General features: G+C 64.6%; 20 protein-coding genes. 12 read left to right on the top strand and 8 right to left on the bottom strand.

Annotated features, from left to right (window positions below):
- Positions 1-131: 131 nt before the first annotated feature.
- Complete coding sequence (ppk2, locus tag QA635_RS29375) at positions 132-995, bottom strand: polyphosphate kinase 2 (protein ID WP_253610070.1); 864 nt, start codon at positions 993-995, stop codon at positions 132-134.
- Positions 996-1,242: 247 nt separating this feature from the next.
- Between ppk2 and QA635_RS29370 the strand changes: the two genes are divergently transcribed.
- Positions 1,243-2,415, top strand: a complete 1,173-nt coding sequence (locus tag QA635_RS29370) for a fumarylacetoacetate hydrolase family protein (protein ID WP_283063007.1) — start codon at positions 1,243-1,245, stop codon at positions 2,413-2,415.
- Positions 2,416-3,193: 778 nt separating this feature from the next.
- Here QA635_RS29370 and QA635_RS29365 read toward each other — a convergent pair.
- Positions 3,194-3,655 carry an Lrp/AsnC family transcriptional regulator gene (locus tag QA635_RS29365; RefSeq protein ID WP_016841346.1) on the bottom strand — a complete coding sequence of 154 codons (462 nt, stop codon included), beginning with the start codon at positions 3,653-3,655 and terminating at the stop codon, positions 3,194-3,196.
- Positions 3,656-3,786: 131 nt separating this feature from the next.
- Between QA635_RS29365 and QA635_RS29360 the strand changes: the two genes are divergently transcribed.
- Entirely contained in the window at positions 3,787-6,153 is a 2,367-nt protein-coding gene (locus QA635_RS29360; protein ID WP_283063005.1) for a transketolase, read from the top strand.
- A 310-nt stretch (positions 6,154-6,463) separates the two neighbouring features.
- Positions 6,464-7,897: an aldehyde dehydrogenase family protein gene (locus tag QA635_RS29355; protein ID WP_076827004.1), complete on the top strand. Its 1,434-nt coding sequence runs from the start codon at positions 6,464-6,466 to the stop codon at positions 7,895-7,897.
- A 209-nt stretch (positions 7,898-8,106) separates the two neighbouring features.
- On the opposite strand, the gene QA635_RS29350 is transcribed toward QA635_RS29355, so the two are convergent.
- Positions 8,107-9,069: an SMP-30/gluconolactonase/LRE family protein gene (locus QA635_RS29350; RefSeq protein WP_283063004.1), complete on the bottom strand. Its 963-nt coding sequence runs from the start codon at positions 9,067-9,069 to the stop codon at positions 8,107-8,109.
- Positions 9,070-9,182: 113 nt separating this feature from the next.
- Between QA635_RS29350 and QA635_RS29345 the strand changes: the two genes are divergently transcribed.
- A complete protein-coding gene (locus tag QA635_RS29345; protein WP_050384739.1) occupies positions 9,183-10,004 on the top strand; it encodes an NAD-dependent epimerase/dehydratase family protein in 822 nt (273 codons plus the stop codon).
- Here QA635_RS29345 and QA635_RS29340 read toward each other — a convergent pair whose 3' ends face one another.
- Together QA635_RS29340 and QA635_RS29335 are read right to left on the bottom strand one after the other, a co-directional pair.
- Complete coding sequence (locus tag QA635_RS29340; protein WP_283063001.1) at positions 10,005-10,571, bottom strand: invasion associated locus B family protein; 567 nt, start codon at positions 10,569-10,571, stop codon at positions 10,005-10,007.
- A 34-nt stretch (positions 10,572-10,605) separates the two neighbouring features.
- A complete protein-coding gene (locus tag QA635_RS29335; protein ID WP_028331865.1) occupies positions 10,606-11,298 on the bottom strand; it encodes a GntR family transcriptional regulator in 693 nt (230 codons plus the stop codon).
- A 172-nt stretch (positions 11,299-11,470) separates the two neighbouring features.
- On the opposite strand from QA635_RS29335, the gene QA635_RS29330 reads away from it, so the two are divergent.
- The 4 genes from QA635_RS29330 (at position 11,471) to QA635_RS29315 (ending at position 16,290) form a co-directional block, all read left to right on the top strand.
- Complete coding sequence (locus QA635_RS29330; RefSeq protein WP_283062999.1) at positions 11,471-13,174, top strand: IlvD/Edd family dehydratase; 1,704 nt, start codon at positions 11,471-11,473, stop codon at positions 13,172-13,174.
- Positions 13,175-13,342: 168 nt separating this feature from the next.
- Positions 13,343-14,344 carry a TRAP transporter substrate-binding protein gene (locus QA635_RS29325; RefSeq protein ID WP_425249061.1) on the top strand — a complete coding sequence of 334 codons (1,002 nt, stop codon included), beginning with the start codon at positions 13,343-13,345 and terminating at the stop codon, positions 14,342-14,344.
- 24 nt (positions 14,345-14,368) lie between these two features.
- Entirely contained in the window at positions 14,369-14,953 is a 585-nt protein-coding gene (locus QA635_RS29320) for a TRAP transporter small permease (RefSeq protein WP_283062998.1), read from the top strand.
- Positions 14,950-16,290: a TRAP transporter large permease gene (locus QA635_RS29315; RefSeq protein WP_283062996.1), complete on the top strand. Its 1,341-nt coding sequence runs from the start codon at positions 14,950-14,952 to the stop codon at positions 16,288-16,290. The genes QA635_RS29320 and QA635_RS29315 overlap by 4 nt, the downstream gene beginning before the upstream one ends.
- Before the next feature lie 8 nt (positions 16,291-16,298).
- On the opposite strand, the gene QA635_RS29310 is transcribed toward QA635_RS29315, so the two are convergent.
- Positions 16,299-17,093, bottom strand: a complete 795-nt coding sequence (locus tag QA635_RS29310; protein WP_283071878.1) for an enoyl-CoA hydratase/isomerase family protein — start codon at positions 17,091-17,093, stop codon at positions 16,299-16,301.
- Between the two features lie 257 nt (positions 17,094-17,350).
- Here QA635_RS29310 and QA635_RS29305 point away from each other — a divergent pair, with 257 nt between their 5' ends.
- Positions 17,351-18,574, top strand: coding sequence for an NAD(P)/FAD-dependent oxidoreductase (locus QA635_RS29305; protein ID WP_225160773.1), 1,224 nt, complete (start codon positions 17,351-17,353; stop codon positions 18,572-18,574).
- 101 nt (positions 18,575-18,675) lie between these two features.
- Here the strand turns inward: QA635_RS29305 and rbsK are convergent, their stop codons facing one another.
- Both rbsK and QA635_RS29295 read right to left on the bottom strand, forming a co-directional pair.
- A complete protein-coding gene (rbsK, locus tag QA635_RS29300; RefSeq protein WP_283062995.1) occupies positions 18,676-19,611 on the bottom strand; it encodes a ribokinase in 936 nt (311 codons plus the stop codon).
- Between the two features lie 22 nt (positions 19,612-19,633).
- Positions 19,634-20,527, bottom strand: coding sequence for a sugar kinase (locus QA635_RS29295; RefSeq protein ID WP_018270479.1), 894 nt, complete (start codon positions 20,525-20,527; stop codon positions 19,634-19,636).
- Between the two features lie 226 nt (positions 20,528-20,753).
- Between QA635_RS29295 and QA635_RS29290 the strand changes: the two genes are divergently transcribed.
- The 3 genes from QA635_RS29290 (at position 20,754) to QA635_RS29280 (ending at position 23,551) form a co-directional block, all read left to right on the top strand.
- Positions 20,754-21,602 (top strand): VOC family protein, encoded by an 849-nt coding sequence (locus tag QA635_RS29290; protein WP_283062994.1) that lies wholly within the window; start codon positions 20,754-20,756, stop codon positions 21,600-21,602.
- A gap of 218 nt (positions 21,603-21,820) precedes the next feature.
- Positions 21,821-22,477, top strand: coding sequence for a TetR/AcrR family transcriptional regulator (locus QA635_RS29285; RefSeq protein WP_057017592.1), 657 nt, complete (start codon positions 21,821-21,823; stop codon positions 22,475-22,477).
- A 264-nt stretch (positions 22,478-22,741) separates the two neighbouring features.
- The gene (locus QA635_RS29280) at positions 22,742-23,551 is read left to right on the top strand and encodes an ABC transporter permease (protein WP_283062993.1); all 810 of its coding nucleotides are present in this window, start codon (positions 22,742-22,744) and stop codon (positions 23,549-23,551) included.
- Positions 23,552-23,683 lie beyond the last annotated feature (132 nt).

Below are 23,683 nucleotides of genomic sequence, written 5' to 3'. Positions count from 1 at the left end.
GCGAATTGCGAGCAACCTCTGGTTTAGAGGGAGGGCGCAAAAGGACCAGTGAGCTGCCTCACAATCTCCAATCGCGATTTAGTGATCCTCCCCCCTGGGCGGGGGAGGACCGAGCGTGCGCGCGCCCAGAATCAATATCGTCCCGGCACGTACATCTCCTGCGGGATCGGGCCGCGGTGATAGTCCGGGTTGCGCACGCGCGGCGGCAGCACCACCGGCTGGTGGGTGACCGCCTGATAGGGGATCTGGCTCAATAGATGCGAGATGCAGTTGAGCCGTGCGCGCTTCTTGTCGACGGCGTCGACGATCCACCACGGCGAGTCCTGCAGGTGCGTGCGTTCAAGCATCGTTTCCTTCGCCTTGGTGTAGAGCTCCCAGCGGGTCCGCGCCTCGACGTCCATCGGGCTCAGCTTCCACTGCTTCAGCGGATCCTGGATCCGCATCGAGAAGCGGAACGCCTGTTCCTCGTCGGTGATCGAGAACCAGTATTTCAGGAGGACGGTGCCGGAGCGGATCAGCATGCGCTCGAATTCCGGCACCGAGTTGAAGAACTCCTCGTACTGCTCGTCGCTGCAGAACCCCATCACCTTCTCGACGCCGGCGCGGTTGTACCAGCTGCGGTCGAACAGCACGATCTCGCCGCCGGCCGGCAAATGCGAGACATAGCGCTGGAAGTACCATTGCGTGCGCTCGCGCTCGTTCGGCGCCGGCAGCGCCGCGATCCGGCAGACCCGCGGGTTGAGCCGCTGGGTGATGCGCTTGATCACGCCGCCCTTGCCGGCGGAATCGCGGCCCTCGAACAGCACGACGACCTTTTTCTTCTCGTGCTGCACCCAGTCCTGCAGCTTGACCAGCTCGCCCTGCAGCCGCAGCAATTCGCGGAAATAGAACTTGCGGTCGATCGACGGCCTGCCGGCGGCGCCATCATGGTCGAGCTCGTCGAGCCTCATGTCGTCGAGCTCGAGCTCGAGTTCCTCGTCGAGGCTGTCGGCCATCTCCTGATGGATGCGGGCGCGCAAGGCTTCATCCCGCAAGGCTTCGTCGCGCAAGGCTTCATCCCGGGAGGCTTCGTCGGTGAGGGCGGAGGTCGTCATGAAGGTCCGTCTTTCAGTGTGTTAGATGGATCGGACGGCAGCATTGACGGGCGATGTTACCCCTCTATGACAATGCCGTGACCGCTGTTTCACGCCGCCGGGCGGACTGTGCTAACAAGCCGACAAAACCAAAAAGGGAGATGTGCCGATGATTTCGCTCACGCCAAAAGACGTCCTGCCGGAGGACGGCACCGCCGGCACGCTGGTCGGGCGGGTCTGGCTGCCGCAGGCCGGCGGGCCGGCCGTCGTCGCGGTGCGGGCAGACGGTGTGTTCGACGTCACGGCGCGGTTCCCGACGGTGAGCGCGCTCTGCGAGGAAAGCGATCCCGCGGCCGCACTGCGCGCCACGCGCGGCGAGCGGATCGGCGATTTCGAGGCGATCCTTGCCAACACCCCGCCCGACGGCCGCGACAAGGCCAGGCCACATCTGCTGGCGCCGGTCGATCTCCAGGTGCTGAAGGCCGCGGGCGTCACCTTCGCGATCTCGATGCTGGAGCGCGTGATCGAGGAGCGGGCGCGCGGCAATCCGTCCTCGGCGGACGCGATCCGCAAGGAGGTGGTGCGCCTGGTCGGCGACGATCTCTCCAAGCTGAAGCCCGGCTCCGAGCAGGCGATGAAACTGAAGCAGGTGCTGATCGATCAGAATGCCTGGAGCCAGTATCTCGAGGTCGGCATCGGTCCCGACGCCGAAGTGTTCACCAAGGCGCCGACGCTGTCCTCGGTCGGATCAGGCATGGATGCCGGGCTGCATCCGAAGTCGACCTGGAATAATCCGGAGCCGGAGGTCGTGCTTGTTGTCTCCGCCGCCGGCAAGATCGTCGGCGCCGCGCTCGGCAACGACGTCAATCTGCGCGACTTCGAGGGGCGCTCGGCGCTCTTGCTGTCGAAGGCCAAGGACAACAACGCTTCCTGCGCGATCGGTCCGCTGCTCCGGCTATTCGACCAGACATTCTCGCTCGACGACGTCAGGAAGATGGATGTCGGCCTGACCGTGACTGGCGTAGACGGCTTCGTGCTCGAGGGCCATTCCTCGATCAGCAAGATCAGCCGCGATCCGACCGACCTGGTCGCCCAGACCATCGGCCCCGTGCATCAATATCCTGATGGATTTGCGCTGTTCCTCGGCACGATGTTCGCGCCGGTCAAGGACCGCGATGCCAAGGGCGAGGGTTTTACCCACAAGCGCGACGACATCGTGACCATCGCCGCGCCGCAGCTCGGCAAGCTGGTCAACCGGATGCGCAATAGCGACGAATGCGAGCCCTGGACCTTCGGCGTCGGTGCGCTGATGAAGAACCTCGCACAGCGCAAGGTGCTGTGAGGATCGGGACGGGACGGCGAGTCCACTACCTCGGCCGCTTCGTCGGCCGTGTGCGGCCTGTCGCGTGGCGGCAGGTCGGCGCCGGGTTGCGCCGACAATCCGGAGACGTTCAGCTGCCTCTCGCAGCGCGTTGAACGACGACGATGGTGACTGTGCCGAAGCGGCGGCATTGTCGAACATGTTCAGAAACCTGCGCGGCAGATCGACCGTGTGGCGCAACTTCAGCGCGCTAAAACACGCGGAATTTGCCGCTTTTTCCTAGCTTTATGTGAACCAGTTCATCCTCGTTCGCGCCGGTCCGCTCCAGCATGTTGGCTCGACGCGAACAGAAGGAGTCGCGGACATGAGCGAGCAGCCATCAAACGGAATGCCGGATTGGCTCACCACCGATATGCTGGTCATTGCCGTCTCACTGGCCATCATCGTGATTGGGATATGGATCGCGCCGTAGCCTGGTTGTCGCGGCGAGGCCGTCCAGCCGGCCAGAGCGCCAGCGCCAATCACTGAGTTGCCCGACGGCGCAAGCCCCTTTTGCAAAACGGAACGAGATGCAAAACTCGGACGATTCATGTCCCGAGAATGCGAAGGTATGCTCACTGACAGCGCAACACACTCAGTGTCGTCCCTGCGAACAGGGACCCATAACCCCAAATGCAAATTGTTAAGCGATGCTGCAACGACGAGTCCCTCTCACAACAACTGCTGCGGCGTATGGGTCCCGGCCTTCGCCGGGACGACACTGTGGGGTTGGTGTCATTCGAGTGACCAACCAACGCCCTCACACCGGCAACGCTGTCGAATACTTCACCTGGCTCAGCGCAAAGCTCGACTCGATGGAGGCGATGCCGTCGAGCCGGGTCAGCTTGTTCTTCAGGAATGCCTCATAGGAGGAAAGGTCGGCGGCGACGACGCGCAGCAGATAGTCGCGGTTGCCGGTCATCAGGTAGCATTCGAGCACCTCGTCCCATTTCGAGATCGCGCGCGCGAAGCGGTTGAGGTCCTCCTCCTTCTGGCGTGCCAGCTTGATCGAGATGAAGACGGAGACGTGCAGCCCGATCGACTTCTGGTCGACGGTTGCGATGTAGCGAGAGATCACGCCGCGCTCCTCGAGCAGCTTGACCCGGCGGTGGCAAGGCGACACCGACAGCCCGACCTTGTCGGCGAGTTCCTGCATGGTCATGCGGCTGTCGGTCTGGAGCAGACTCAGGATCTTGCGGTCGATGGCATCGAGGGCAGGCATTGGGATGAACTCGTCAGTTGAAGTCGGATCGTGGGAATTTATCCCAATTTTTCCTGTGCTGTCGCGTGGAATTGAGATTTTCGCCGCCGCCTGCGGCAGTAACATTCCGGCATATCGCCCGGAGCATTGCCATGGGAATCGCGCCTGAACGCCTCGACATGCTGTCCGCCCTGGCCCGCAAGGTGCTGTGGCTGTCGTCGTGGACCATCCATCACGCCAATCACGTGCGGCCCTCTACCGACGGGTTGAAGGTCGGCGGCCACCAGGCCTCGTCGGCCTCGCTCGCCAACATCATGTCGGCGCTTTATTTCTCGGTGTTGCGTCCGCAGGACCGCGTCGCGGTGAAGCCGCATGCGAGCCCGGTGTTCCACGCCATCCAGTATCTGTTCGGCCACCAGACCCGCGACAAGCTGGAGAATTTTCGCGGCTACAAGGGCGCGCAGTCCTACCCCTCGCGCACCAAGGACAGCGACGACGTCGACTTCTCGACCGGCTCGGTCGGCCTCGGCGTCGCGCAGACGCTGTTCGCCTCGCTGGTGCAGGATTACGTCAAGGCGCATGGCTGGCTGCAGGACCGGCCTGAGGGCCGCATGATCGCGCTGGTCGGCGACGCCGAGATGGACGAGGGCAACATCTTCGAGGCGTTGCTCGAAGGCTGGAAGCACGGCCTGCGCAACACCTGGTGGGTGGTCGACTACAACAGGCAGTCGCTCGACGCCGTGGTGCGCGAGGGGCTGTGGGCCAAGTTCGAGACCATGTTCCGCAACTTCGGCTGGGACGTGGTGATCGTGAAGTACGGCAAGCTGATGCTCGAGGCGTTCGCCGAGCCCGGCGGCGAGGCGCTGCGGCGCTGGATCGACAACTGCCCGAACCAGATGTACGCCGCGCTCTGCTTTCAGGGCGGCGCCGCGTTCCGCAAGCATCTGCGCGACGACATTGGCGACCAGGGCGAGGTGTCGGCGCTGATCGAGCGCCGCAGCGATGACGAGTTGCTGGCGCTGATGTCGAACCTCGGCGGCCACGATATGGCGAGCATGATCGAGGCCTTCGAGGCGATCGACCATGATCGGCCGGTCTGCTTCATCGCCTACACCATCAAGGGTGTCGGCCTGCCGATGCAGGGCCACAAGGACAACCACGCCGGCCTGATGACGGTGGCCCAGATGGAGAAGTGGCGCGCCGCGCAGAATATCCGCCCCGGCCACGAGTGGGACAAGTTCGAGGGCCTGTCGCAGGAGTCTGCGAAGCTCGAGGCGTTCCTCGCCGAGGCGCCGTTCAACCGCGAGGGGCGCCGCCGCCTGTCGGCGCCTGAAATCGATGTGCCGGAACGGTTGGCCTTCAAGGCCTCGGCGCAGATGTCGACGCAACAGGGTTTTGGTCTCGTGCTGCACGAGCTGGCGCGCGGCGACAGCGAACTCGCCTCGCGCATCGTCACCGCATCGCCCGACGTCACCGTGTCGACCAATCTCGGCGCTTGGGTCAACCGCCGCGGCCTGTTCGCGAAGGCGGAGAACCACGACCTGTTCCGGCAGGAGAAGATCCCGTCGGCCTATACCTGGGAATATTCGCCGAAGGGACAGCACCTCGAGCTCGGTATCGCCGAGATGAATCTGTTCATCATGCTGTCGGCGCTCGGCCTGTCGCACCAGATCAACGGCGCGAGGCTGTTGCCGGTCGGCACGCTGTACGATCCCTTCATCGAACGCGGCCTCGATGCGCTGAACTACGCCTGCTACCAGGATGCCCGCTTCATGGTGGCGGCGACGCCGTCGGGCATCTCGCTGGCGCCGGAAGGCGGCGCGCATCAGTCGATCAAGACGCCCTTGATCGGCATCGGGCAGGACGGGCTCGCCTCGTTCGATCCGGCCTTCGTCGATGAACTTGCCGTGATCATGGGTTGGGGCTTTGGCCACATGCAGCGCGAGGGCGCCGAGGGTGGTTCGGTTTACTTGCGACTCTCGACCCGGACGCTGGAGCAGCCGCAACGGATCATGACCCCGGACCTGCAGCGCGACATCACCGACGGCGCCTACTGGATGCGCAAGCCGGGTCCGAACTGCGACATCGTCATTGCGTATACCGGCACCGTCGCGCCGGAGGCGATCGAGGCGGTCGGCCTGATCGGCGAGAGCCACCGCGACGTCGGTCTGCTGGCGGTCACCTCCGCCGACCGGCTCTATGCGGGTTGGTCCGCCGCGCGGAATTTGCGCCGCGACCGCCGCGGCGCGCAGCATTTGAGTCATATCGAGCGCATGCTGGCGCCGCTCGGCCGCGACTGCGGCATTGTGACCGTGATCGACGGCCATCCGGCAACGCTCGGCTGGCTCGGCAGCGTGCGTGGCCACCGCGTCGAGGCGCTCGGTGTCGAGCATTTCGGCCAGACCGGCACGATCGGCGACCTCTACCGCCACTACGGAATCGACGCCAATGCCATCATCGACGCGGCGGAAAGCGTCTCGGTCGGCGCCCCGGTGCGGCATCGCAAGATGGCGGTGTAGCCACATCGTCGTCCCGGCCTAGTGCGCAATTGCGCACGGGGGCCGGGACCCATTACCACAACTGGCAGCAAGTAAACGCGACTCGTTCTAACAGCACCCTTTACCAATTGCCGGCGGTGGTTATGGGCCCCGGCCTTCGCCGGGGCGACGAGACCAACCTTGCCACCTGCGCGATAGCGACATTATATGCTGTTCGCGCGCACGAGACGCGTCCCGCATATGGCGGGTTCAATTCGCCGGGCTTTCGTGCAAGGATGCCTGCCGAACGCTTTCGTTCCCCATTCCATACGCCCCGTACAAGAGGTTTCCGATGGTCAATCGCATGCAATTCTACATCGACGGCGCCTGGGTCGATCCCGTCGTCAAAGGCAAGTCCACCCCGGTCGTCAATCCGGCGACCGAAGAAGCGATGTATGAGATTGCGCTCGGCTCCAAGGCCGATGTCGACAAGGCAGTCGCCGCCGCCAAGCGCGCCTTCGAGACCTTTTCCCGGACCAGCCGCGAGGAGCGCGTTGCGCTGCTCACCAAGATCGTCGAGGTCTACAAGGGCCGCATGAAGGAGATCGGCGCCGCCGTCTCCGACGAAATGGGCGCGCCGCTGCCGATGGCCGAGAAGCTGCAGGCCGGCGCCGGCCTTGGCCACCTCATGAACACCCTCGAAGTGCTGAAGAAGTACGAGTTCGAGGAGACCATGGGCACCGCCGTGATCGTGCGCGAGCCGGTCGGCGTCGTCGGCATGATCACCCCCTGGAACTGGCCGCTGAACCAGATCGCCTGCAAGGTCGCGCCCGCGCTCGCCGCCGGTTGCACCATGATCCTGAAGCCGTCGGAGTTCACCCCGACCTCGGCGCTGATCTTCGCGGAAATCCTCCATGAAGCCGGCGTGCCGAAGGGCGTGTTCAACCTGCTCAACGGCCTCGGCCCGGAGGTAGGTGCGGCGATGAGCGAGCACCCGGACATCGACATGATCTCGTTCACCGGTTCGACCCGCGCCGGCGTCGACGTCGCCAAGCGTGCGGCCCCGACCGTGAAGCGCGTCAGCCAGGAGCTCGGCGGCAAGTCGCCGAACGTGATCCTCGACGGTGCCGACCTGACCAAGGCGGTGACCGGCGGCGTGATGCACATGTTCAACAACTCGGGCCAGTCCTGCAACGCGCCGTCGCGCATGATCGTGCCGCTCTCCAAGATGAAGGAAGTGGCCGCCATTGCGAAGGGCGTCGCCGACAAGACCAAGGCCGGCGATCCGCGTGCCGACGGCACCACGATCGGTCCGGTGGTCAACCGCGGCCAGTGGGACAAGATCCAGGCGCTGATCCAGAAGGGCATCGACGAGGGCGCAACGCTCGTCGCCGGCGGCCCGGGCCTGCCCGAGGGCGTCAACAAGGGCTTCTATGTCCGACCGACCATCTTCGCCGACGTCACCAACGACATGACGATCGCCCGCGAAGAGATCTTCGGACCGGTGCTGACCATCCTCGGCGCCAAGGACGAAGCCGACGCGGTGAAGATCGCCAACGACACGCCGTATGGTCTCGCCGGTTACGTCTCCGCCGACACCGTGGAAACCGCGCGCCGCGTCGGCCGCCAGATCCGCGCCGGCAACGTCAACCTGCAGGGCGTGCCGAACGAGCGCACCGCGCCGTTCGGCGGCTACAAGCAGTCCGGCAACGGCCGCGAGTGGGGCCGCTACGGTCTGGAAGAATATCTCGAGGCCAAGGCGGTCGCCGGCTACAACGCCGCGTAAGCCGAGCCACGAGAGACGCGACTTTTGGCGCCGGGGCAGGCAACTGCTCCGGCGTCAGCCATTGTGGGGGCGCAAGGTCTTGAAGAGTGCGAATCTTGCGAAGATGAAGGTTGCAGTCTCGCTGTCATTGCGAGCGAAGCGAAGCAATCCTCCTCACGGGCGGACAGATGGATTGCTTCGCCGCTTCGCTCCTCGCAATGACGGCCGGGCTAGCCGCCGAGCGCGCCTTGGGTGTTGACGTAGAGCGCATAGATCGACTGGCTCGCCGCCATGAACAGGCGGTTGCGCTTGACGCCGCCGAAGCAGAGGTTGGCGCAGCGCTCCGGCAGCGCGATGCGGCCGATCATGACGCCGTCGGGCGCGAACACGACGACGCCGTCGAGTTCGGGATCACCCATGCCCCAGCCGCACCACAGATTGCCGTCGATGTCGCAGCGCATGCCGTCGGGCGTGCCCGGGCCGGCGTCGATGAAGACGCGCTTGTTGGAGATCGTCTTGCCGTCGGCTGCGACGTCATAGGCGAGGATCTTGCGGTTCGGCTCGCCGCGGGATTCCACGACGTAGAGGATCTTCTCGTCCGGCGAGAAGCACAGCCCGTTCGGTCCCAGTACGCCCTCGGCGACGACGGTGGCCTCGCGGGTGGCGGGATCGAGCCGGTAGACGTTGGGCTCGATCTCGGGATCGGCCTTGTAGCCTTCGTAGTTGCCGAGCAGGCCGAAGATCGGATCGGTGAACCAGATCGAGCCGTCGGATTTCACCACGACGTCGTTCGGCGAGTTCAGCCGCTTGCCGCCGTAGGCATCGATCAGCACCGTAATCGACCCGTCATATTCGGTGCGCACCACGCGGCGGCCGCCATGCTCGCAGCTGATCAGCCGGCCCTGGCGGTCGCGGGTGTTGCCGTTGGCGAAGTTCGACGGCTTGCGGAAGATGCTGACCGCGCCGGTCTCTTCCTCCCATTTGAGGATGCGCTGGTTCGGGATGTCGCTGCACAACAGATAGCGGCCGTCGCCGAACCACACCGGACCTTCGGCCCAGCGCAGGCCGGTCGCGATGCGCTCGACGGCGGAGAGTTTCAGCCAGTATTTCTCGAAGCGCGGGTCGAGCGCGTGGATCGCGGGATCGGGATAGCAGGTCGCGGGACGCCAGCCGGCGGAATGAACATCGGACATTTGCTGTTCTCGTTGTTGTGTTTCGATGGTGTTTCCTTGAGCGCCTGGTTTGCTATCATTGTCGGCCTGTGACCGCAATTCGATCGCAGCAATCAGGAAAGAAGAGGGACGGCATGCCACGCATATTGATGACCGGCGCATCGGGAGGAATCGGAACGAGCCTGCGCAAGCTGCTGCCGCCGATCTATCCGGATCTCCTGCTGAGCGATATCAAGCAGCCCTCCGATCTCGGCAGCAACGAAAAGTTCAAGGCGGCCGATCTCGCCGACCTCGCACAGGTCGAGGCGATCTGCGAGGGCGTCGACGGCATCCTGCATTTCGGCGGCTATTCGGTCGAAGGACCTTGGGACGCGATCCTGCAGTCCAACATCATCGGCTGCTACAATCTGTTCGAGGCGGCGCGCAAAAAGGGCGTCAAGCGCGTGATCTTTGCCTCGTCCAACCACGCGGTCGGGTTCTATCCGCGTCATCACCGCATCGGCACCGACGTCACCGCGCGGCCGGACAGTCGCTACGGTGTGAGCAAGGTGTTCGGCGAAGGCGTCGGCGCGCTCTATGCCGACAAGCACGGCATCAAGGTCACGTGCCTCCGGATCGGCAATTTCGGCGAGGCGCCGCTCGACCACCGCAGGCTCTCGATCTGGCTCAAGCCGGAAGACCTCGTCCAGCTCTGCCGCATCGGGCTCGAGCATCCCGACATCCATTTCGAGGTGCTGTACGGCGCGTCCTACAATGAGCGCTCGTGGTGGGACAATCACCGCGCCTACGATCTCGGCTATCGTCCGACCGGAAGGGCTGAAGATTTCCGCGAGCACGCGATGGCCGAGCAGGCCAAGCTGCCGCCGGATCCGGTCGGCGACTATTACCAGGGCGGCGCGTTCTGCAGCATGGAGTTCGACGGCGACAAGGAGAGGGTGATCGACTGGAAGAAGTGATCAATCCTCGCATTGCGGCAGTTGCTTCACCGATTCGGTGTGCTGCTGCGCCTCCTTCGAACCTTGCCCGGATGTCTTGGGCGGGCTGCCGGGTCCGTCAAAGGTCTCGGCGAAGTGCGTGAGGGGAAAGGCGAGGCCGATGGTCTGCCCGGTGAGATTCTTGGCTTCGACGGCGATGGTCTGCGCGTGCTTCAGCCGCTCGATCATTTCGCCATCGGCCTCGAGCGTGCCGCCGCAGCCGAGCGTGTAGCAATGCGGCCTGGCGATCTGGATCGGCTCGTCCTGATCGATGCGGAGGCTGATCGTGCCTTCCAGCATGGTCCGCGTTCCGACATTGGCGCTCACGATCGCGCGCTTGCTGCTCTGCGGCGAGACGCTGAGCGTGCCGCCCGACGGCACGCATTGGCCGCGCGCAGCCGCAGCGACGAAGCAGCTCGCCTCTGTCAGGCAGGTCTTGGTCCAGGGCTCGTAGGTGAGCTGCGTCGCGCGCGGATCGGCCGCTTCGCCGACGCCGCCGAGCGCAAGCTGCACGGCCAGCGATCCAAGGAATATAGCCACATAGCGCATCGCGGTCTCCTTCACGAGGAGGCCGCGTATCGCGCTATTGCGGCTTTTTGTCGTTGGAGATGCGGACGAGATAATCCGCCTTGCTGTATTGCATGTGATCGACGCAAAGCTGCGCCAGCGCCCAACTGTCGCGGCCCTTCAGGAGCTCGATCATCAATTCGTGCTGGCGGCGCGACAATGCGAGGCCCTCGCTGTCGGCGAGATTCTTGGCGCGCATCGGCAGCGTCAGGTTCATGTAGTCCTGCAGCGAGCGGACCAGATAGGGATTGCCGCAGGCGGAGAACAGCGCGAGGTGGAACGCATCGTTGGTCTCGTGAATGCCGCGCATGTCCTGCGCCTCGGCCTTGATGCAGTAATGCCGTTGCAGCTCGCTCAACTGGTCGATCAGGCTTTGCGGCGCGGGCAGGGCGATCATCAGCGCGGCCTGGCGCGTCAACATCTCGCGCACCTCATAGATCTGCCGCACTTCCTCGGCCGAATAGAACCGTACCGTAGCGCCGACATTCTTCTCGCGCAGCACGATGCCCTGGCGCTCGAGTTGGAACAGCGCCTGGCGGACGAAATGCCGGCTCGCGCCATAGCGCTGCATCAGGGTATCCTCGACCAGCCGCAAACCGGGCGCGAAGCGGCCGAAGATGATGTCCTCCTCCAGCCGGCGGATCACCTCCGCCTGTTCCTCCTCGCGCGAGGGGGCCTGGAGTTCGGGCAATGTGGGCTCGGCTGTCATGCGCTCTCGGCTTTGGATCAATGCCTGAGGTCAGCATGGCGCTACGGCTATTGTCAATAATGGGGGCGATTTTGCCGCAGACCAGCCACCCGTCGCGACCGGATTATCTCATATTGACAATAATTCCTGCCGCTCCTTAAGTGCGGACGAACAACCACGGGACGAGAAGAAAATGGCCGACGGACTTCGCAAGGGACTGACAAGCTATGGTGACGCCGGCTTCTCGCTGTTCCTGCGCAAGGCCTTCATCAAGGCGATGGGCTATTCGGACGATGCGCTCAATCGCCCGATCGTCGGTATCACCAACACCTACAGCGACTACAATCCCTGCCACGGCAACGTGCCGCAGATCATCGAGGCGGTGAAGCGCGGCGTGATGCTGTCGGGCGCGATGCCGTTCGTGTTCCCGACCATTTCGATCGCCGAGAGCTTTGCGCACCCGACCTCGATGTATCTGCGCAACCTGATGGCGATGGATACCGAGGAGATGATCCGCGCCCAGCCGATGGATGCGGTGGTCGTGATCGGCGGCTGCGACAAGACCTTGCCGGCGCAGATCATGGCCGCGATCAGCGCCGATCTGCCGACCGTGGTGATTCCGGTCGGCCCAATGGTGGTCGGTCATCACAAGGGCGAGGTGCTCGGCGCCTGCACCGATTGCCGCCGGCTGTGGGGCAAGTATCGCGCCGGCGAGATCGACGACAACGAGATCGAGGCGGTGAACGGCCGCCTCGCGCCGTCGGTCGGCACCTGCATGGTGATGGGCACTGCCTCCACCATGGCCTGTATCACCGAGGCGCTCGGCCTGTCGCTGCCGATGAGCGCGACGATCCCGGCGCCCCATGCCGAACGCTTCCGTTCCGCCGAGGCCAGCGGCCGCGTCGCCGCCGAGATGGCGAAGACCAAGGGACCGAAGCCGAGCGAGATCCTGACGCCGTCCTCGTTCCGCAACGCCCAGGTCGTCATGCAGGCGATCGGCGGCTCGACCAACGGGCTGATCCATCTCACGGCGATCGCCAACCGCTCGCCGCACAAGATCGACCTCGAGGCGTTCGACAAGCTCGGCCGCGAGGTCCCCGTGCTGGTCGACCTCAAGCCGTCGGGCGAACACTACATGGAGCATTTCCATCATGCCGGCGGCGTGCCGAAGCTGATGGCGCAGCTCGGCGACCTGATCGATCTCGATGCCAAGACCATCACCGGCCAGACCTTGCGCGAGGTCGTCGCCAATGCCGAGGATGTGCCGGGGCAGGACGCGATCCGCTCCAAGGCGAACCCGATCAAATCCGAAGGCGCGATGGCGATCCTGCACGGCAATCTCGCGCCGCGCGGTGCCGTCATCAAGCAGTCGGCGGCGAGCCCGAAACTATTGCAGCACACCGGCCGCGCCGTGGTGTTCGAATCGGTCGAGGACATGACGCTGCGGGTCGACGATCCCGCGCTCGATGTCACCGCCGACGACGTGCTGGTGTTGCGCAATGCCGGCCCGAAGGGCGCGCCGGGCATGCCGGAGGCGGGTTACCTGCCGATCCCGAAGAAACTCGCGCGCGCCGGCGTGAAGGACATGGTCCGTATCTCCGATGCGCGGATGAGCGGCACCGCGTTCGGCACCATCGTGCTGCACATCACGCCGGAATCCGCGGTCGGCGGTCCGCTCGGGCTGGTGCGGAACGGCGACATGATCCGGCTCGATGTCGCCAAGCGCAGCATCGATCTGTTGGTCGACGAGGCCGAATTGCAGAAGCGCCGCGACGCGCTCGCGCCGGCCGGTTCGCCGGATTGGGCCAAGCGCGGCTACGCGCATCTCTTCAACGAGACCATCCTGCAGGCCGACGAGGGCTGCGATTTCGACTTCATGCGCGCCAAGGGGAAGTAGCGAGTCGCAAGTAGCCGGCGTCGCTCGGCCGGCGGGTCGAATTGTCGATAATTTCTGCGATGCGGCGCTCCATGCTACCCGCAGGCGGCTCGTTTTCGCCTGTTTTATTGACAATCCCGCGCGACTGGTGGGATGATCCCCTCAACTAAAAACAGGGGGAACGTCGCGATGGGCTATTCAGCCAGGATCGTCGGGATTGCCATGGCCGCGTCAGCGCTGCTGCTGTCCGCGGGCGCCGGCGCGCAGGAGGTCAAGCACTTCCGCTTCGCCTATGACCAGCCGCGCAACACCGGCTATTCGGTTGCCGGCGATCTGTTCGCCGACAAGCTCAAGGAATTGAGCAAGGGCACAATGATCGTCGACCAGTATCCCGGCGCGCAGCTCGGCCAGGAGCCGCAGCTGCTGCAGCTCGTGAAATCAGGCGATATCGAGTTCGCGATCATCTCCTCCGCCAACACCGCGACGATCTCGCCGCAGGCCGGCGTGATGTCGCTGCACTTCCTGTTCCGCAACGACGCCCATGTGATCAAGGCGCTGGCCGACCCGAAGGTGTTCGACGCCATCAGGACGATGATCGACGAGACCGCCCAGGGCCTGCATGTGATCGGCACCGGTTCGCAAGGCGTGCGCCACATCTACAGCAAGAGGGAAATCCGCAACGTCGGCGACCTCAAGGGCGTGAAGGTCCGGGTGCAGGCAACCGCGACCGAGGACACCATGTTCCCGGCCTATGGCGCGCAGACGGTGCACATGCCGTTCGGCAGCGTCTACACCTCGCTGCAAACCGGCGTGGTCGATGCCGCCGAGAACAGCATCAACGTCTATCTCGTCAACAAGCACTATGAGGTCGCGCCGGTGCTCTCGATCACCGAGCACGAGGCGAACAATGCGCTGCTGTTCGTCTCCGACAAGCTCTGGCAGAGCCTCTCCGCCGAGCAGAAGCAATGGGTGCAGGCCGCAGCCAACGAGGTGAGCGCCAAGGAGCCGCAGAAGGCCTTCGAGCTCGAGCGGAACGCGCTGACCAAGCTGAAATCGTTCGGCGTCAAGGTGGTCGAGGATGTGGACAAGAAGAGCTTTACCGCGATCGCCGATCCCTATCTCGACAAGCTCGCCAAGGATCTTGGGCCCCATGCGGAGAAGATCAAGAATTTGATCCGCGCGATCAACTAGCCCGGGTCGACGGGGAGCGCGAGCATGGCCATCGCCGACACACTGGTGCAGCAACGGCAGCGGCATCTGAAATGGCGGGCGCTCGACCGGCTCGAGCTGATCCTGATGATGCTGTGCGGCTTGCTGTGCTTCGGTTTCTCGCTGTCGGTGACCGCCGATATCGTCACCCGCACCATCGGTCATCCCTGGCTGTGGCTGCAGGAGGTGACCTCGACGCTGTTCATCTACGCGATCTTCGTCGGGGCCGCGGTCGCGACACGGCGCAACGACCATCTCTATCTCACCGCGATCTCCGAAGCGCTGCATGGCAGGTCGCGGCTGTTCGTCGAGATCGTCATCCGTCTGGTGGTGCTGGGCGTCGCCTTCTGCCTGGTCTGGTACGGCTATCAAAATTACCTGCGAGGCTTCGGCAGCTTCCGCCTGCCGTCGGGTACGCCGATCGCCTCGCTCTATGCGGTGATCCCGCTGTCCGGCATCCTGATCGGCCTGTTCACGATCGAGCAGCTCGTCAACGGGATCCGGAATGGCTTCGACCATCCGGAGCCGCCGGATGACGACCTTCCGATTCTTGCGATCGACACCCGCGCGACGACAGGAGTGCAGCCGTGAGCGCACCGGTCGTGCTGGCGCTGATGTCGTTCTGCTTCCTGTTCTTCGGCTATCTCGGCGTGCCCGTGCCGTTCTCGCTGATGGCCGGCGTGTTCGTCGGCGCAATGCTATCAGACGTCTCGCTGGCGGCGATCATCCAGAAGATCTTCGACGGCGTCGATTCCGAGGCGCTGCTTGCGATCCCGTTCTTCCTCTTGGTCGGCGAGCTCATGAGCTCGGCCAATGTCGTGGTCCGCATCGCCAACCTGTCGGTCTCGCTGGTCGGCCACATCAGGGGCGGGCTGTCGCAGGTCGTCGTCGTCTTCAGCATGTTCTTCTCGGAGATGTCGGGCTCGACCACCGCCGACGTCGCGGTCATGAGCCGGGCGCTCGGCGGGCCGATGCGGCGGGAAGGGTATGAGCCGGCCTTCATCGCCGCGATCATCGCCTCGGCGTCGACGATCGCGGCGCTGGTGCCGCCGAGCATCACGGCGGTGGTCTATGGCGCGGTCGGCAACGTCTCGATCGCCGGGCTGTTCATGGCCGGCGTGGTCCCCGGGCTGATGATCGGCTTCGGGCTGATGATCTACTGCTACTTCTTTGGGCCATCGGGACTGCGCAAGCCGCGCGCGCCGCTGCGCCAGGTTGCGTTCGCCGCCGGTGACGCGGCGCTGCCGATGATGATCCCAGTGATCTTGCTTGGCGGCATCCTGACCGGCTGGTTCACGCCGACCGAGGCCGGGGTCGTCGCGGTCGCCTACATCATCATCGTGGTGATCCCGGCGCTGAACCGCGGGCACCTGAAGAAGATCCCGTACGACTTCTGCCTGGCCGGCCTGATCTTCTCGCTGCCGCTGATCACGATCGGCGCGGCTAACGCGTTCGGCTGGATGCTGGCCTATCTGCGCGGCGCGATTTACATCGCCGACTGGATCACCTCGATCGCCGGCAACGATCCGCACCTCATCATGCTCTTGATGGTGCTGCTGTTCACCGTGGTCGGCGACTTCATCGAGCCGGTGCCGACCATCATCATCTTCATGCCGCTGGTCAACGCCTTGACCCAGGCCGGAGACATCAACGGCGTGCACATGGGCGTGGTGCTGATCGCAACGCTGGCGTTCGGCCTGATCACGCCGCCCTACGGGCTCGTGCTGCTGATGGCCTCGAAATTCGTCGGCATCAGTTTTGCAAAAGCGTTGCGGGCGGCATTGCCGATCTATGTCGTGTTCCTGGTCACGATCTGCTTCACGATCTATTTTCCGAAGGTCGTGCTGTGGCTGCCCAAGCAGGTGATCCCGGAATCGGTCGGCTGCTTCAAGGCACCCGGCGGCACGGGGTACATTTGCCCGAACTAGCCAAACCTCTACTTCGACTTGCTGGTGAACTTCTTCACGGCGACGCGGAAATCGTCGGTATGCATCGCCGTGATGATCTTGTGTTCCTCGGCGTCGAGCTGCTGCTTGGTCGGCGTGGTGGCGGCCTGATAGACCAGTGATTTGGTCCCTGCGATCGCGGCGGGCGGATTCTGCGCCAGGCGCTCGGCGAGCTGCCGCGTCGCTGCCTTCAGCTCGGCCGCGGGGACGGTCTTGACGACGAGACCCCATTCATAGGCTTGCTGCGCGGTGAAGCCATCCTCGGCGAGGAAAATCTGCAGCGCGCGGCGGGTCCCGACCGTGCCGACGATGCCGACCGTGCTGCCGCCATCCGGCGACACGCCGATCTTGGCATAGGCGGGCGTGAAGCGGGCATCGTCCGCGGCGATACACAGGTCGGTCACGAACGCGAGGCCCATGCCGGCGCCGGCCGCCGAACCATGCACGCTGGATAGAACGATCTTCGGCATCCGCCGGACGGTCTCGATGAAGGCATGGTAGTGGTGAAGCATCTCGCCGACCACGGGAGCGATATTGTTGGCTTCGGTCGCGGCGCCGATGGTCTGCAGATCGCCGCCGGCGCAGAAGGCGCGGCCTTCGCCCTCGATGACCAGCACGCGAACGTCCTTGTTGGCTTCGACCTCGGCGCTGAGCTGCTCGAGCTTCTTGGCGATCGTCATGTCGATCGCGTTGAACGCGGCCGGCCGGTTCAGCGTGATGGTCGCGATGGCGCCGTCGATGCGGAGCAAAGCGGGGTCGGTGGTGGAGGGGGCGGGTGCTGGCATATTGAAGACCTTGGGCTTGTTGGTTCCGGACATTTAAGGCCTTGTCGGGAGCCGTGGCAATCCGGCCCGGCGCCCGGGGGCCGCGGGTGCGCCCAGAATCGCCTGGGACCCCCTTGCATCGGTACGAGCCATGAGGCCAAATGGCATGCGCCTTCGGTACGCAGACACGAGCGCTGTGGGGACGGGGCAAGCAAGCTAACATCGATAAGAGGAAACGGCATGGGTCACTCCTGCTCGCGCGTATTTGGGTTGTTCCGATGACAGGCTCGGTCATCATCGTCGGCGCCGGACACGCCGGCTTCCAGCTCGCGGCGTCGCTGCGCCAGGCCGGCTTCGCCGAGCGCATCGTCCTGATCAATGACGAAGGCCATTTGCCGTATCAGCGGCCGCCGCTGTCGAAGGCCTATCTGAAAGGGACCGGCGGGCCCGAGAGCCTGATGTTCCGGCCCGACAAGTTCTACCAGGACAACAAGATCGAGCTGATCACCGATCGCGCCCATGCGATCGACCGCAATGCGCGGAAGGTGGCGCTCGCCTCCGGCGCGTCGCTCGATTACGGACACTTGGTGTTCGCCACCGGCGCGCGGAACCGGCTGCTGGATATCCCCAACGCCAAGCTCGACGCAGTCCGCTACCTGCGCATTCTGGATGAGAGCCAGGCGCTGCGCGACTTGATCGCGCCCGGCATGCGCGTCGTCGTGATCGGCGCGGGCTTCATCGGGCTCGAATTCGCCGCCACCGCGCGGGCCAAGGGCCTCGAGGTCGACGTGGTCGAACTCGCCTCCCGTGTGATGGCGCGGGCGGTGACCGCGGAGATTTCCGAGTTCTCGCAATCCCGCCACAACGCGGCCGGCATCCGGCTTCACCTCGGGGTACAGGTCACGGCGATCGAGGCCGATGGCGGCAAGGTTACCGGCGTCAGCCTGAGCAACGGCACGCATATCCCGGCCGATCTCGTCGTGGTCGGTGTCGGCGTGCTGCCGAATGTCGAGCTTGCGGCGGAGGCCGGGCTGCCGGTGGCATCCGGCATCATCGTCGACGAGCATCTGTTGACTGCCGATCCGAATGTCTCCGCGATCGGCGATTGCGCGCTCTACACCAGCAAACGCTTCGGCGGGTCGCTGCGGCTGGAGTCGGTGCAGAATGCGACCGACCATGCGCGCTGCGTGGCGTCGCGGCTGACCGGCAAGACCGAGGTCTATGACGGTCTGCCGTGGTTCTGGAGCGACCAGGGCCCCGACAAGCTGCAGATGGCGGGTCTCACCACCGGCTACGACCGCGTCGTGGTGCGCGGCGACCGCGCGCAGGGCGCGTTCTCGGCGTTCTGCTATCGCGGCGACAAACTGCTCGGCATCGAGTCGGTCAACCGCGCCGGCGATCACATGTTCGGCCGCAGGCTGCTCGGCGCCGGCGGCTCGATCACGCCGGAGCAGGCGGCGGATGCGAGCTTCGACCTGAAGAGTGCGCTGGCGCAAATATAAGCAAGCGTCGTCCCGGCGAAAGCCGGGACCCATACTCCGCGGCAGTCGTTGGCGGAGACGAACGCAGTTACTACGCGCGTGCCTATTTCCACGGCCGGTGGTTATGGGTCCCGGCTTTCGCCGGGACGACTCGGGGAGAGGATAGCAGCCACCTCATCCGCCGTCGGCATCGACGGCGCGGCTCCCATCCGTTGCACGCAAATCGAGGCGGCGGCGTTGGCGTAGGCCAGTGCGTCGCCGAGCGGCTTGCCGATGGCGAGCTGTGAGGCGAGGGCGCCGACGAAGCAATCGCCGGCGCCTGTGGTGTCGACGGCCTTGACCTCGCGTCCCGGCACGAGCAGCGGCTGATTGTCGACCAGCGCCAGCACGCCGCGCTTTCCGAGCGTGACGCAGACGATCCTGCCTTGCCCCAACGCCCGGGCCGCCTCGGAGAAGCGCTCCGGCGTGTCGCTGTCGCGCAGCCCCGTGCCAGTCAGGTAGCCGAGTTCGGTCTCGTTCAGAACGAGGATGTCGACGAGATCGAGCAGAGCCTTGTCGGCCTGTTTTGCCGGTGCCGGATTGAGGATCGTGGTGGCGCCGACGGCGCGGGCGCGTCGGAAGAAGGCAGCGATCGCCGGCAGCGGGATCTCGAACTGGCTGACCGCGACGTCACCCCTCGCGAGGACGGGGGCCGCGACATCATGGGCCTCGACCAGCCCGTTGGCGCCCGGCACGACGACGATCGTGTTGTCGGCGTTGGCTAACGTGATGATCGCCGTGCCTGAATGCGTGCCGTCGGTGTCCTTGACGAAGGTGAGATCGACGCCTTGCGCGGCAAGGAACGTTCGCAGCTCCTTGCCGAATGCATCGGTGCCGAGCCGGCTGATCAGCGTGGTCGGTATGCCGAGCTTGGCCGAAGCCACCGCCTGGTTGGCGCCCTTGCCGCCGGGAAAATAGAGCACGGCCTCGCCTGCCACGGTTTCGCCGATCCGCGGATGGCGCTCGGCGGTCGCCACCACGTCCATATTGATGCTGCCGGCGACGAAGACGCGCCCCATGGCCTAGCCCCATTCACACCTATCAAGCCTCGGCGCGAAACTCCTGCTTGACCGCCGCGATATCCGCCAGCGTCGGCAGGCCGGCCTCGTTGCCGAGCTTCTGGATCTTGAAGGTCGAGGCTGCGCGCGCGAACTTGAAATGCTCATGCCAGCCTTTGCTCGGGTTTGAAAGGTAAGAGTAGATGTAGGCGCCGTGGAAGACGTCGCCGGCGCCGTTGGTATCGATCACACGCGCGCGCGGGATCGGGAAGGCCGGCAGCGTGCGCACTGTGCCGGCCTCGTCATACCAGAGCAGGCCGCGCTCGCCCATGGTGACGCCGCCGACCTTGCAGCCGCGGCTCTTGAGATAGTCGAGCATCTGCTCCGGCGTCTTGTCCATCTGCTCGCAGAGGCGTTCGGCGACGATCGCAATGTCGATGAATGCGAGCAACTCGTGGGTGTTGGTGCGCAGGCCGCCGCCGTCGAGCGAGGTCAGGATGCCATCCTCGCGGCACAGCTTCGCATAATGGATCGCGGCGTCCGGCTGGTGGCCGTCGATGTGCAGCGCACGGCAGCCCTTGATGTTCAGCAGCGGAAAGGGATGGATGTGCTGGTCGTCGCGGCAGCGGACGATGGCGCGCTTGCCGTCGTTCGGCATGATGAAGGACAGCGAGGAGGAGTTGACCTTGCGGGGGTGGAACGAGATGCCGTACCGGTCGGCCATGTCCCAGAACATCCGTCCCAGCCAGTCATTGGCCATGGTGGCGATCAGGTCCGGCGGGACGCCGAGCTTGGCGCAGCAGAATGCTGCGGTCACCGCGTTGCCGCCGAACGACACCGCATAGGCGTCGGCGACGTGCTTTTCGTCGCCGACAGGCATGTGATCTGTGATGAAGGTGACGTCGATATAGGTCTGTCCGATGAAGAGGGCCTGCATTCGCTTTCCGTCGTGGCTTGGTGTGGTCCCGGCCGGCGGTTCCAGACTAGCATTGCTGATCGGCCGATATCGCTGAAAATATTCGCAACCCTGCCTGGTTTACAGGTAGAGATGATGGCTGCGCCGGGCCGTTCTGGCATGCGGCATAACGGCCGGCGGCAGCCCGTGGTTCCGGGTTGGGTTAAGGGAGAAACACAATGACGGCAGATTCGGGGAGGTTGCAGCCATGATTACCGGTCTCGATCACGTCGTCGTCCTGACCAGCGACATCGCTGCTGCCAGCGTCGCCTACGAGACGCTCTTCGCGCGGACGCCTTCCTGGCGCTACAGCGGCGGCGGCGCGGATCACACGCTGTTCACGCTCGACAACACCACGCTGGAATTGGTGGCGCCGCACGGCGACGATGATGCAGCCCAGCGCGTCCGCAGCGCGCTCGTAACGCAAGGCGAGGGGCTTGCGAGCCTCTGCTTCCGCACCAGCGACATTGCGAGGACACACCGCCGGCTCGACCGGCTGACGCTGAAGCCCGAACCCGTCACTGAAGTCGAAAGCCGCGACGAGACCAGTGGCGCCACGCTGTCGTGGAAGCGGACGCGGGCCGCGACCGAGGCGACGCGCGGCGTGCGCATGTTCTTCCTGGAGCGGGATCAGGAGCGGCCGTTGTCGGTGCGCACCACGCCGGCCTCGATCACCGCGATGGATCATGTGGTGGTTTCGACCGCCGATCCGGAACGCGCCGCCGCGCTTTATGGTGCTCGGCTCGGGCTCGACATGGCGCTCGACCGGTCGCATCCGGAGTGGGGCCGGCTGATGTTCTTCCGCTGCGGCGACCTCGTGGTCGAGGTCACGCACCGGCCGGGCAAATCGGAGACGGACGCGCCGGACCGGCTGCGCGGCATCTGCTGGCGCGTCGCCGATATCGACGCCACACGTGCGCGGCTGATCGCCGCTGGCGTCGACGTCTCCGAGGTCCGCACCGGCCGCAAGCCCGGCACGCGCGTGATGACGGTGCGCAACAGCACATGCGGTGTGCCGACGCTTCTGGTGCAGCCTTCGCAAGGAAAGCCGGACTAGGCCGCGTTTCATGCGTGCGTCGTCACGACAGCGTGCATCCGGGAACGGCAGGGAGGACGCTGCATGTCGCGTCTGCGAGAAATATTCCCGCATGGCCGTCACGACAACATTCGTTCTCAAACGTCGTTCGTCATGCTACATTCATCAATTCAGCATCACGGGCGATCGATTTGGCCAAGGCAAAGCGAATTCAGAGATGGCAGCGCGACCCCCAGGGGATGCGGCTGCGGATTCTCGAGGCGGCCAAGCAGGAATTCGCCGCCCATGGCCTCGCCGGCGCGCGGGTCGACCGCATCGCGGCCAACGCCGACGCCAACAAGCGCATGCTGTACTACCACGTCGGCAACAAGGAGGATCTTTATCTCGAGGTGCTGGAAGGCGCCTATGAGAAGATCCGCGCCGAGGAGCGCACCCTCGATCTCGAGCATCTCGATCCGCCCGAGGCGATCGGGCGTCTGATCGACTTCACGTGGAACTATTTTCTGCGCAATCCCGAGTTCCTGGCGCTCCTGAACACCGAAAACCTCGCCAAGGCAAAACACCTGAAGCGTTCGACCAAGGTCAAGTCGATGCACTCGCCCTTTGTCGAGATGATCCGCACCGTGGTGACGCGCGGGGTCGAGAGTGGCGATTTCCGCGTCGCGGTCGATCCGGTGCAACTCTACATCTCGATCGCCGGGCTGGCGTTCTTCTATCTCTCCAACAGCGCCACGCTGAGCGTGATCTTCGGCCGCGACCTCTTGAAGAAGGACGCGCGCGACGAACGCCTCGAGCACATGACCGCGCTGGTGCTGGCGGCGCTGACCGGCAAATCCACGGCGGCGTTCGGTGGCGCGATGCCGGTGCTGCGCGCGGCCGAGCACCGGGTGGTGTGAGGCGCGCGCTCGCGCTTATTACTGATGACCGTAGCCCGGATTGAGCGAAGCGCAATCCGGGACAGCTCAGTCCCGGATAGTCCGGTCCCGGATTTCGCTGCGCTTCATCCGGGCTACACAGCTACGAAGTCTCATCCGACAAAAAATCTCGCCTGACGAAAGTCGCGTATCTCGGCGCGATTTTGCCGCGCGCTTGGGGCTGGACAGTATTTATCCAACGGGTTAATTTCTGAACGAACAGAGAGACTGCAAAGGGAGCGTGACGTGGCGGAGGCAAAGAGCCTTTCGGGCCTGTCGAAGGTGCTGAATGCGGCGTGGGTACGTCCGTTCCTGTTTTTGGTCGTCATCGTGGCGGCCTGGGACCTCGCGATCCGCTTGTTCCATATTCCGGCCTACCAAATTCCCTCGCCCGGTGACGTCGTGGCGGTGCTCTGGAGCGACTGGCCGGAGCTGCTGCGGCAGTCCTGGCCGACCACCTATGCAACGATCTGCGGCTTCCTGCTCTCGGCGCTGTTCGGCATTCCCGTTGCGATGCTGATCGCGGGTTCGAAGACGGTCGAGAGCTACGTCTATCCGCTCTTGGTGTTCTCCCAGTCCGTGCCGAAGATCGCGATCGCGCCGCTGTTCGTGGTGTGGTTCGGCTTCGGCATCATCCCCAAGGTGATCTCCGCGTTCCTGCTCGGCTTCTTCCCGGTGGTGGTCTCGGCGGTGCAGGGCTTCAAGTCGGTCGACCCTGATATGGTCGATCTGGCGCGCGCGATGCAAGGCAGCCGCTTCCAGGTGTTCCGCGCGGTCAACCTGCCGCACGCGATGCCCGCGATCTTCTCCGGCCTGAAGGTCTCGGTGACGCTCGCCGTGGTCGGCGCCGTCGTCGGAGAGTTCGTCGGCTCCAATTCCGGCATCGGCTATGTGATGCAGCGCTCGATCGGCACCTTCGACCTGCCGACGATGTTCGCCGCGCTGGTGATCCTCGCGCTGCTCGGCGTCATCCTGTTCTGGATCGTCGACCGCATCGAGCGGCTGGTGATCCCCTGGCACGTCAGCCAGCGCGACGACATCATTCTTGCTTCCTAGGGATATCGCAGAGCCACCTAACGAAGAGGGAAAACCGTCATTGCGAGCGAAGCGAAGCAATCCATCGCGCCACAAGCTGAGGAATGGATTGCTTCGTCGCTCTCGCTCCTCGCAATGACGAGAAACAGGGAG

Origin of the sequence: Bradyrhizobium brasilense (assembly GCF_029714345.1) — a bacterium.
Taxonomy (GTDB): Bacteria; Pseudomonadota; Alphaproteobacteria; order Rhizobiales; family Xanthobacteraceae; genus Bradyrhizobium; species Bradyrhizobium australafricanum.
Note: the sequence above shows the minus strand (reverse complement) of the source record. Positions and strands in the feature narration are given on the sequence as shown.

What these genes read in the sequence shown, in the direction of transcription:
- QA635_RS29320 (WP_283062998.1), top strand. Translation starts at nt 14,369, where the DNA reads ATGGCCATCGCCGACACACTGGTGCAGCAACGGCAGCGGCATCTGAAA.
- rbsK (WP_283062995.1), bottom strand. Translation starts at nt 19,611, where the DNA reads ATGGGGCGCGTCTTCGTCGCCGGCAGCATCAATATGGACGTGGTGGCG.
- QA635_RS29310 (WP_283071878.1), bottom strand. Translation starts at nt 17,093, where the DNA reads ATGCCAGCACCCGCCCCCTCCACCACCGACCCCGCTTTGCTCCGCATC.
- QA635_RS29340 (WP_283063001.1), bottom strand. Translation starts at nt 10,571, where the DNA reads ATGCGCTATGTGGCTATATTCCTTGGATCGCTGGCCGTGCAGCTTGCG.
- QA635_RS29285 (WP_057017592.1), top strand. Translation starts at nt 21,821, where the DNA reads ATGCGGCTGCGGATTCTCGAGGCGGCCAAGCAGGAATTCGCCGCCCAT.
- QA635_RS29290 (WP_283062994.1), top strand. Translation starts at nt 20,754, where the DNA reads ATGATTACCGGTCTCGATCACGTCGTCGTCCTGACCAGCGACATCGCT.
- QA635_RS29345 (WP_050384739.1), top strand. Translation starts at nt 9,183, where the DNA reads ATGCCACGCATATTGATGACCGGCGCATCGGGAGGAATCGGAACGAGC.
- QA635_RS29295 (WP_018270479.1), bottom strand. Translation starts at nt 20,527, where the DNA reads ATGCAGGCCCTCTTCATCGGACAGACCTATATCGACGTCACCTTCATC.
- QA635_RS29330 (WP_283062999.1), top strand. Translation starts at nt 11,471, where the DNA reads ATGGCCGACGGACTTCGCAAGGGACTGACAAGCTATGGTGACGCCGGC.
- QA635_RS29305 (WP_225160773.1), top strand. Translation starts at nt 17,351, where the DNA reads ATGACAGGCTCGGTCATCATCGTCGGCGCCGGACACGCCGGCTTCCAG.
- QA635_RS29325 (WP_425249061.1), top strand. Translation starts at nt 13,343, where the DNA reads ATGGGCTATTCAGCCAGGATCGTCGGGATTGCCATGGCCGCGTCAGCG.
- ppk2 (WP_253610070.1), bottom strand. Translation starts at nt 995, where the DNA reads ATGGCCGACAGCCTCGACGAGGAACTCGAGCTCGAGCTCGACGACATG.
- QA635_RS29350 (WP_283063004.1), bottom strand. Translation starts at nt 9,069, where the DNA reads ATGTCCGATGTTCATTCCGCCGGCTGGCGTCCCGCGACCTGCTATCCC.
- QA635_RS29370 (WP_283063007.1), top strand. Translation starts at nt 1,243, where the DNA reads ATGATTTCGCTCACGCCAAAAGACGTCCTGCCGGAGGACGGCACCGCC.
- QA635_RS29335 (WP_028331865.1), bottom strand. Translation starts at nt 11,298, where the DNA reads ATGACAGCCGAGCCCACATTGCCCGAACTCCAGGCCCCCTCGCGCGAG.
- QA635_RS29365 (WP_016841346.1), bottom strand. Translation starts at nt 3,655, where the DNA reads ATGCCTGCCCTCGATGCCATCGACCGCAAGATCCTGAGTCTGCTCCAG.
- QA635_RS29355 (WP_076827004.1), top strand. Translation starts at nt 6,464, where the DNA reads ATGGTCAATCGCATGCAATTCTACATCGACGGCGCCTGGGTCGATCCC.
- QA635_RS29360 (WP_283063005.1), top strand. Translation starts at nt 3,787, where the DNA reads ATGGGAATCGCGCCTGAACGCCTCGACATGCTGTCCGCCCTGGCCCGC.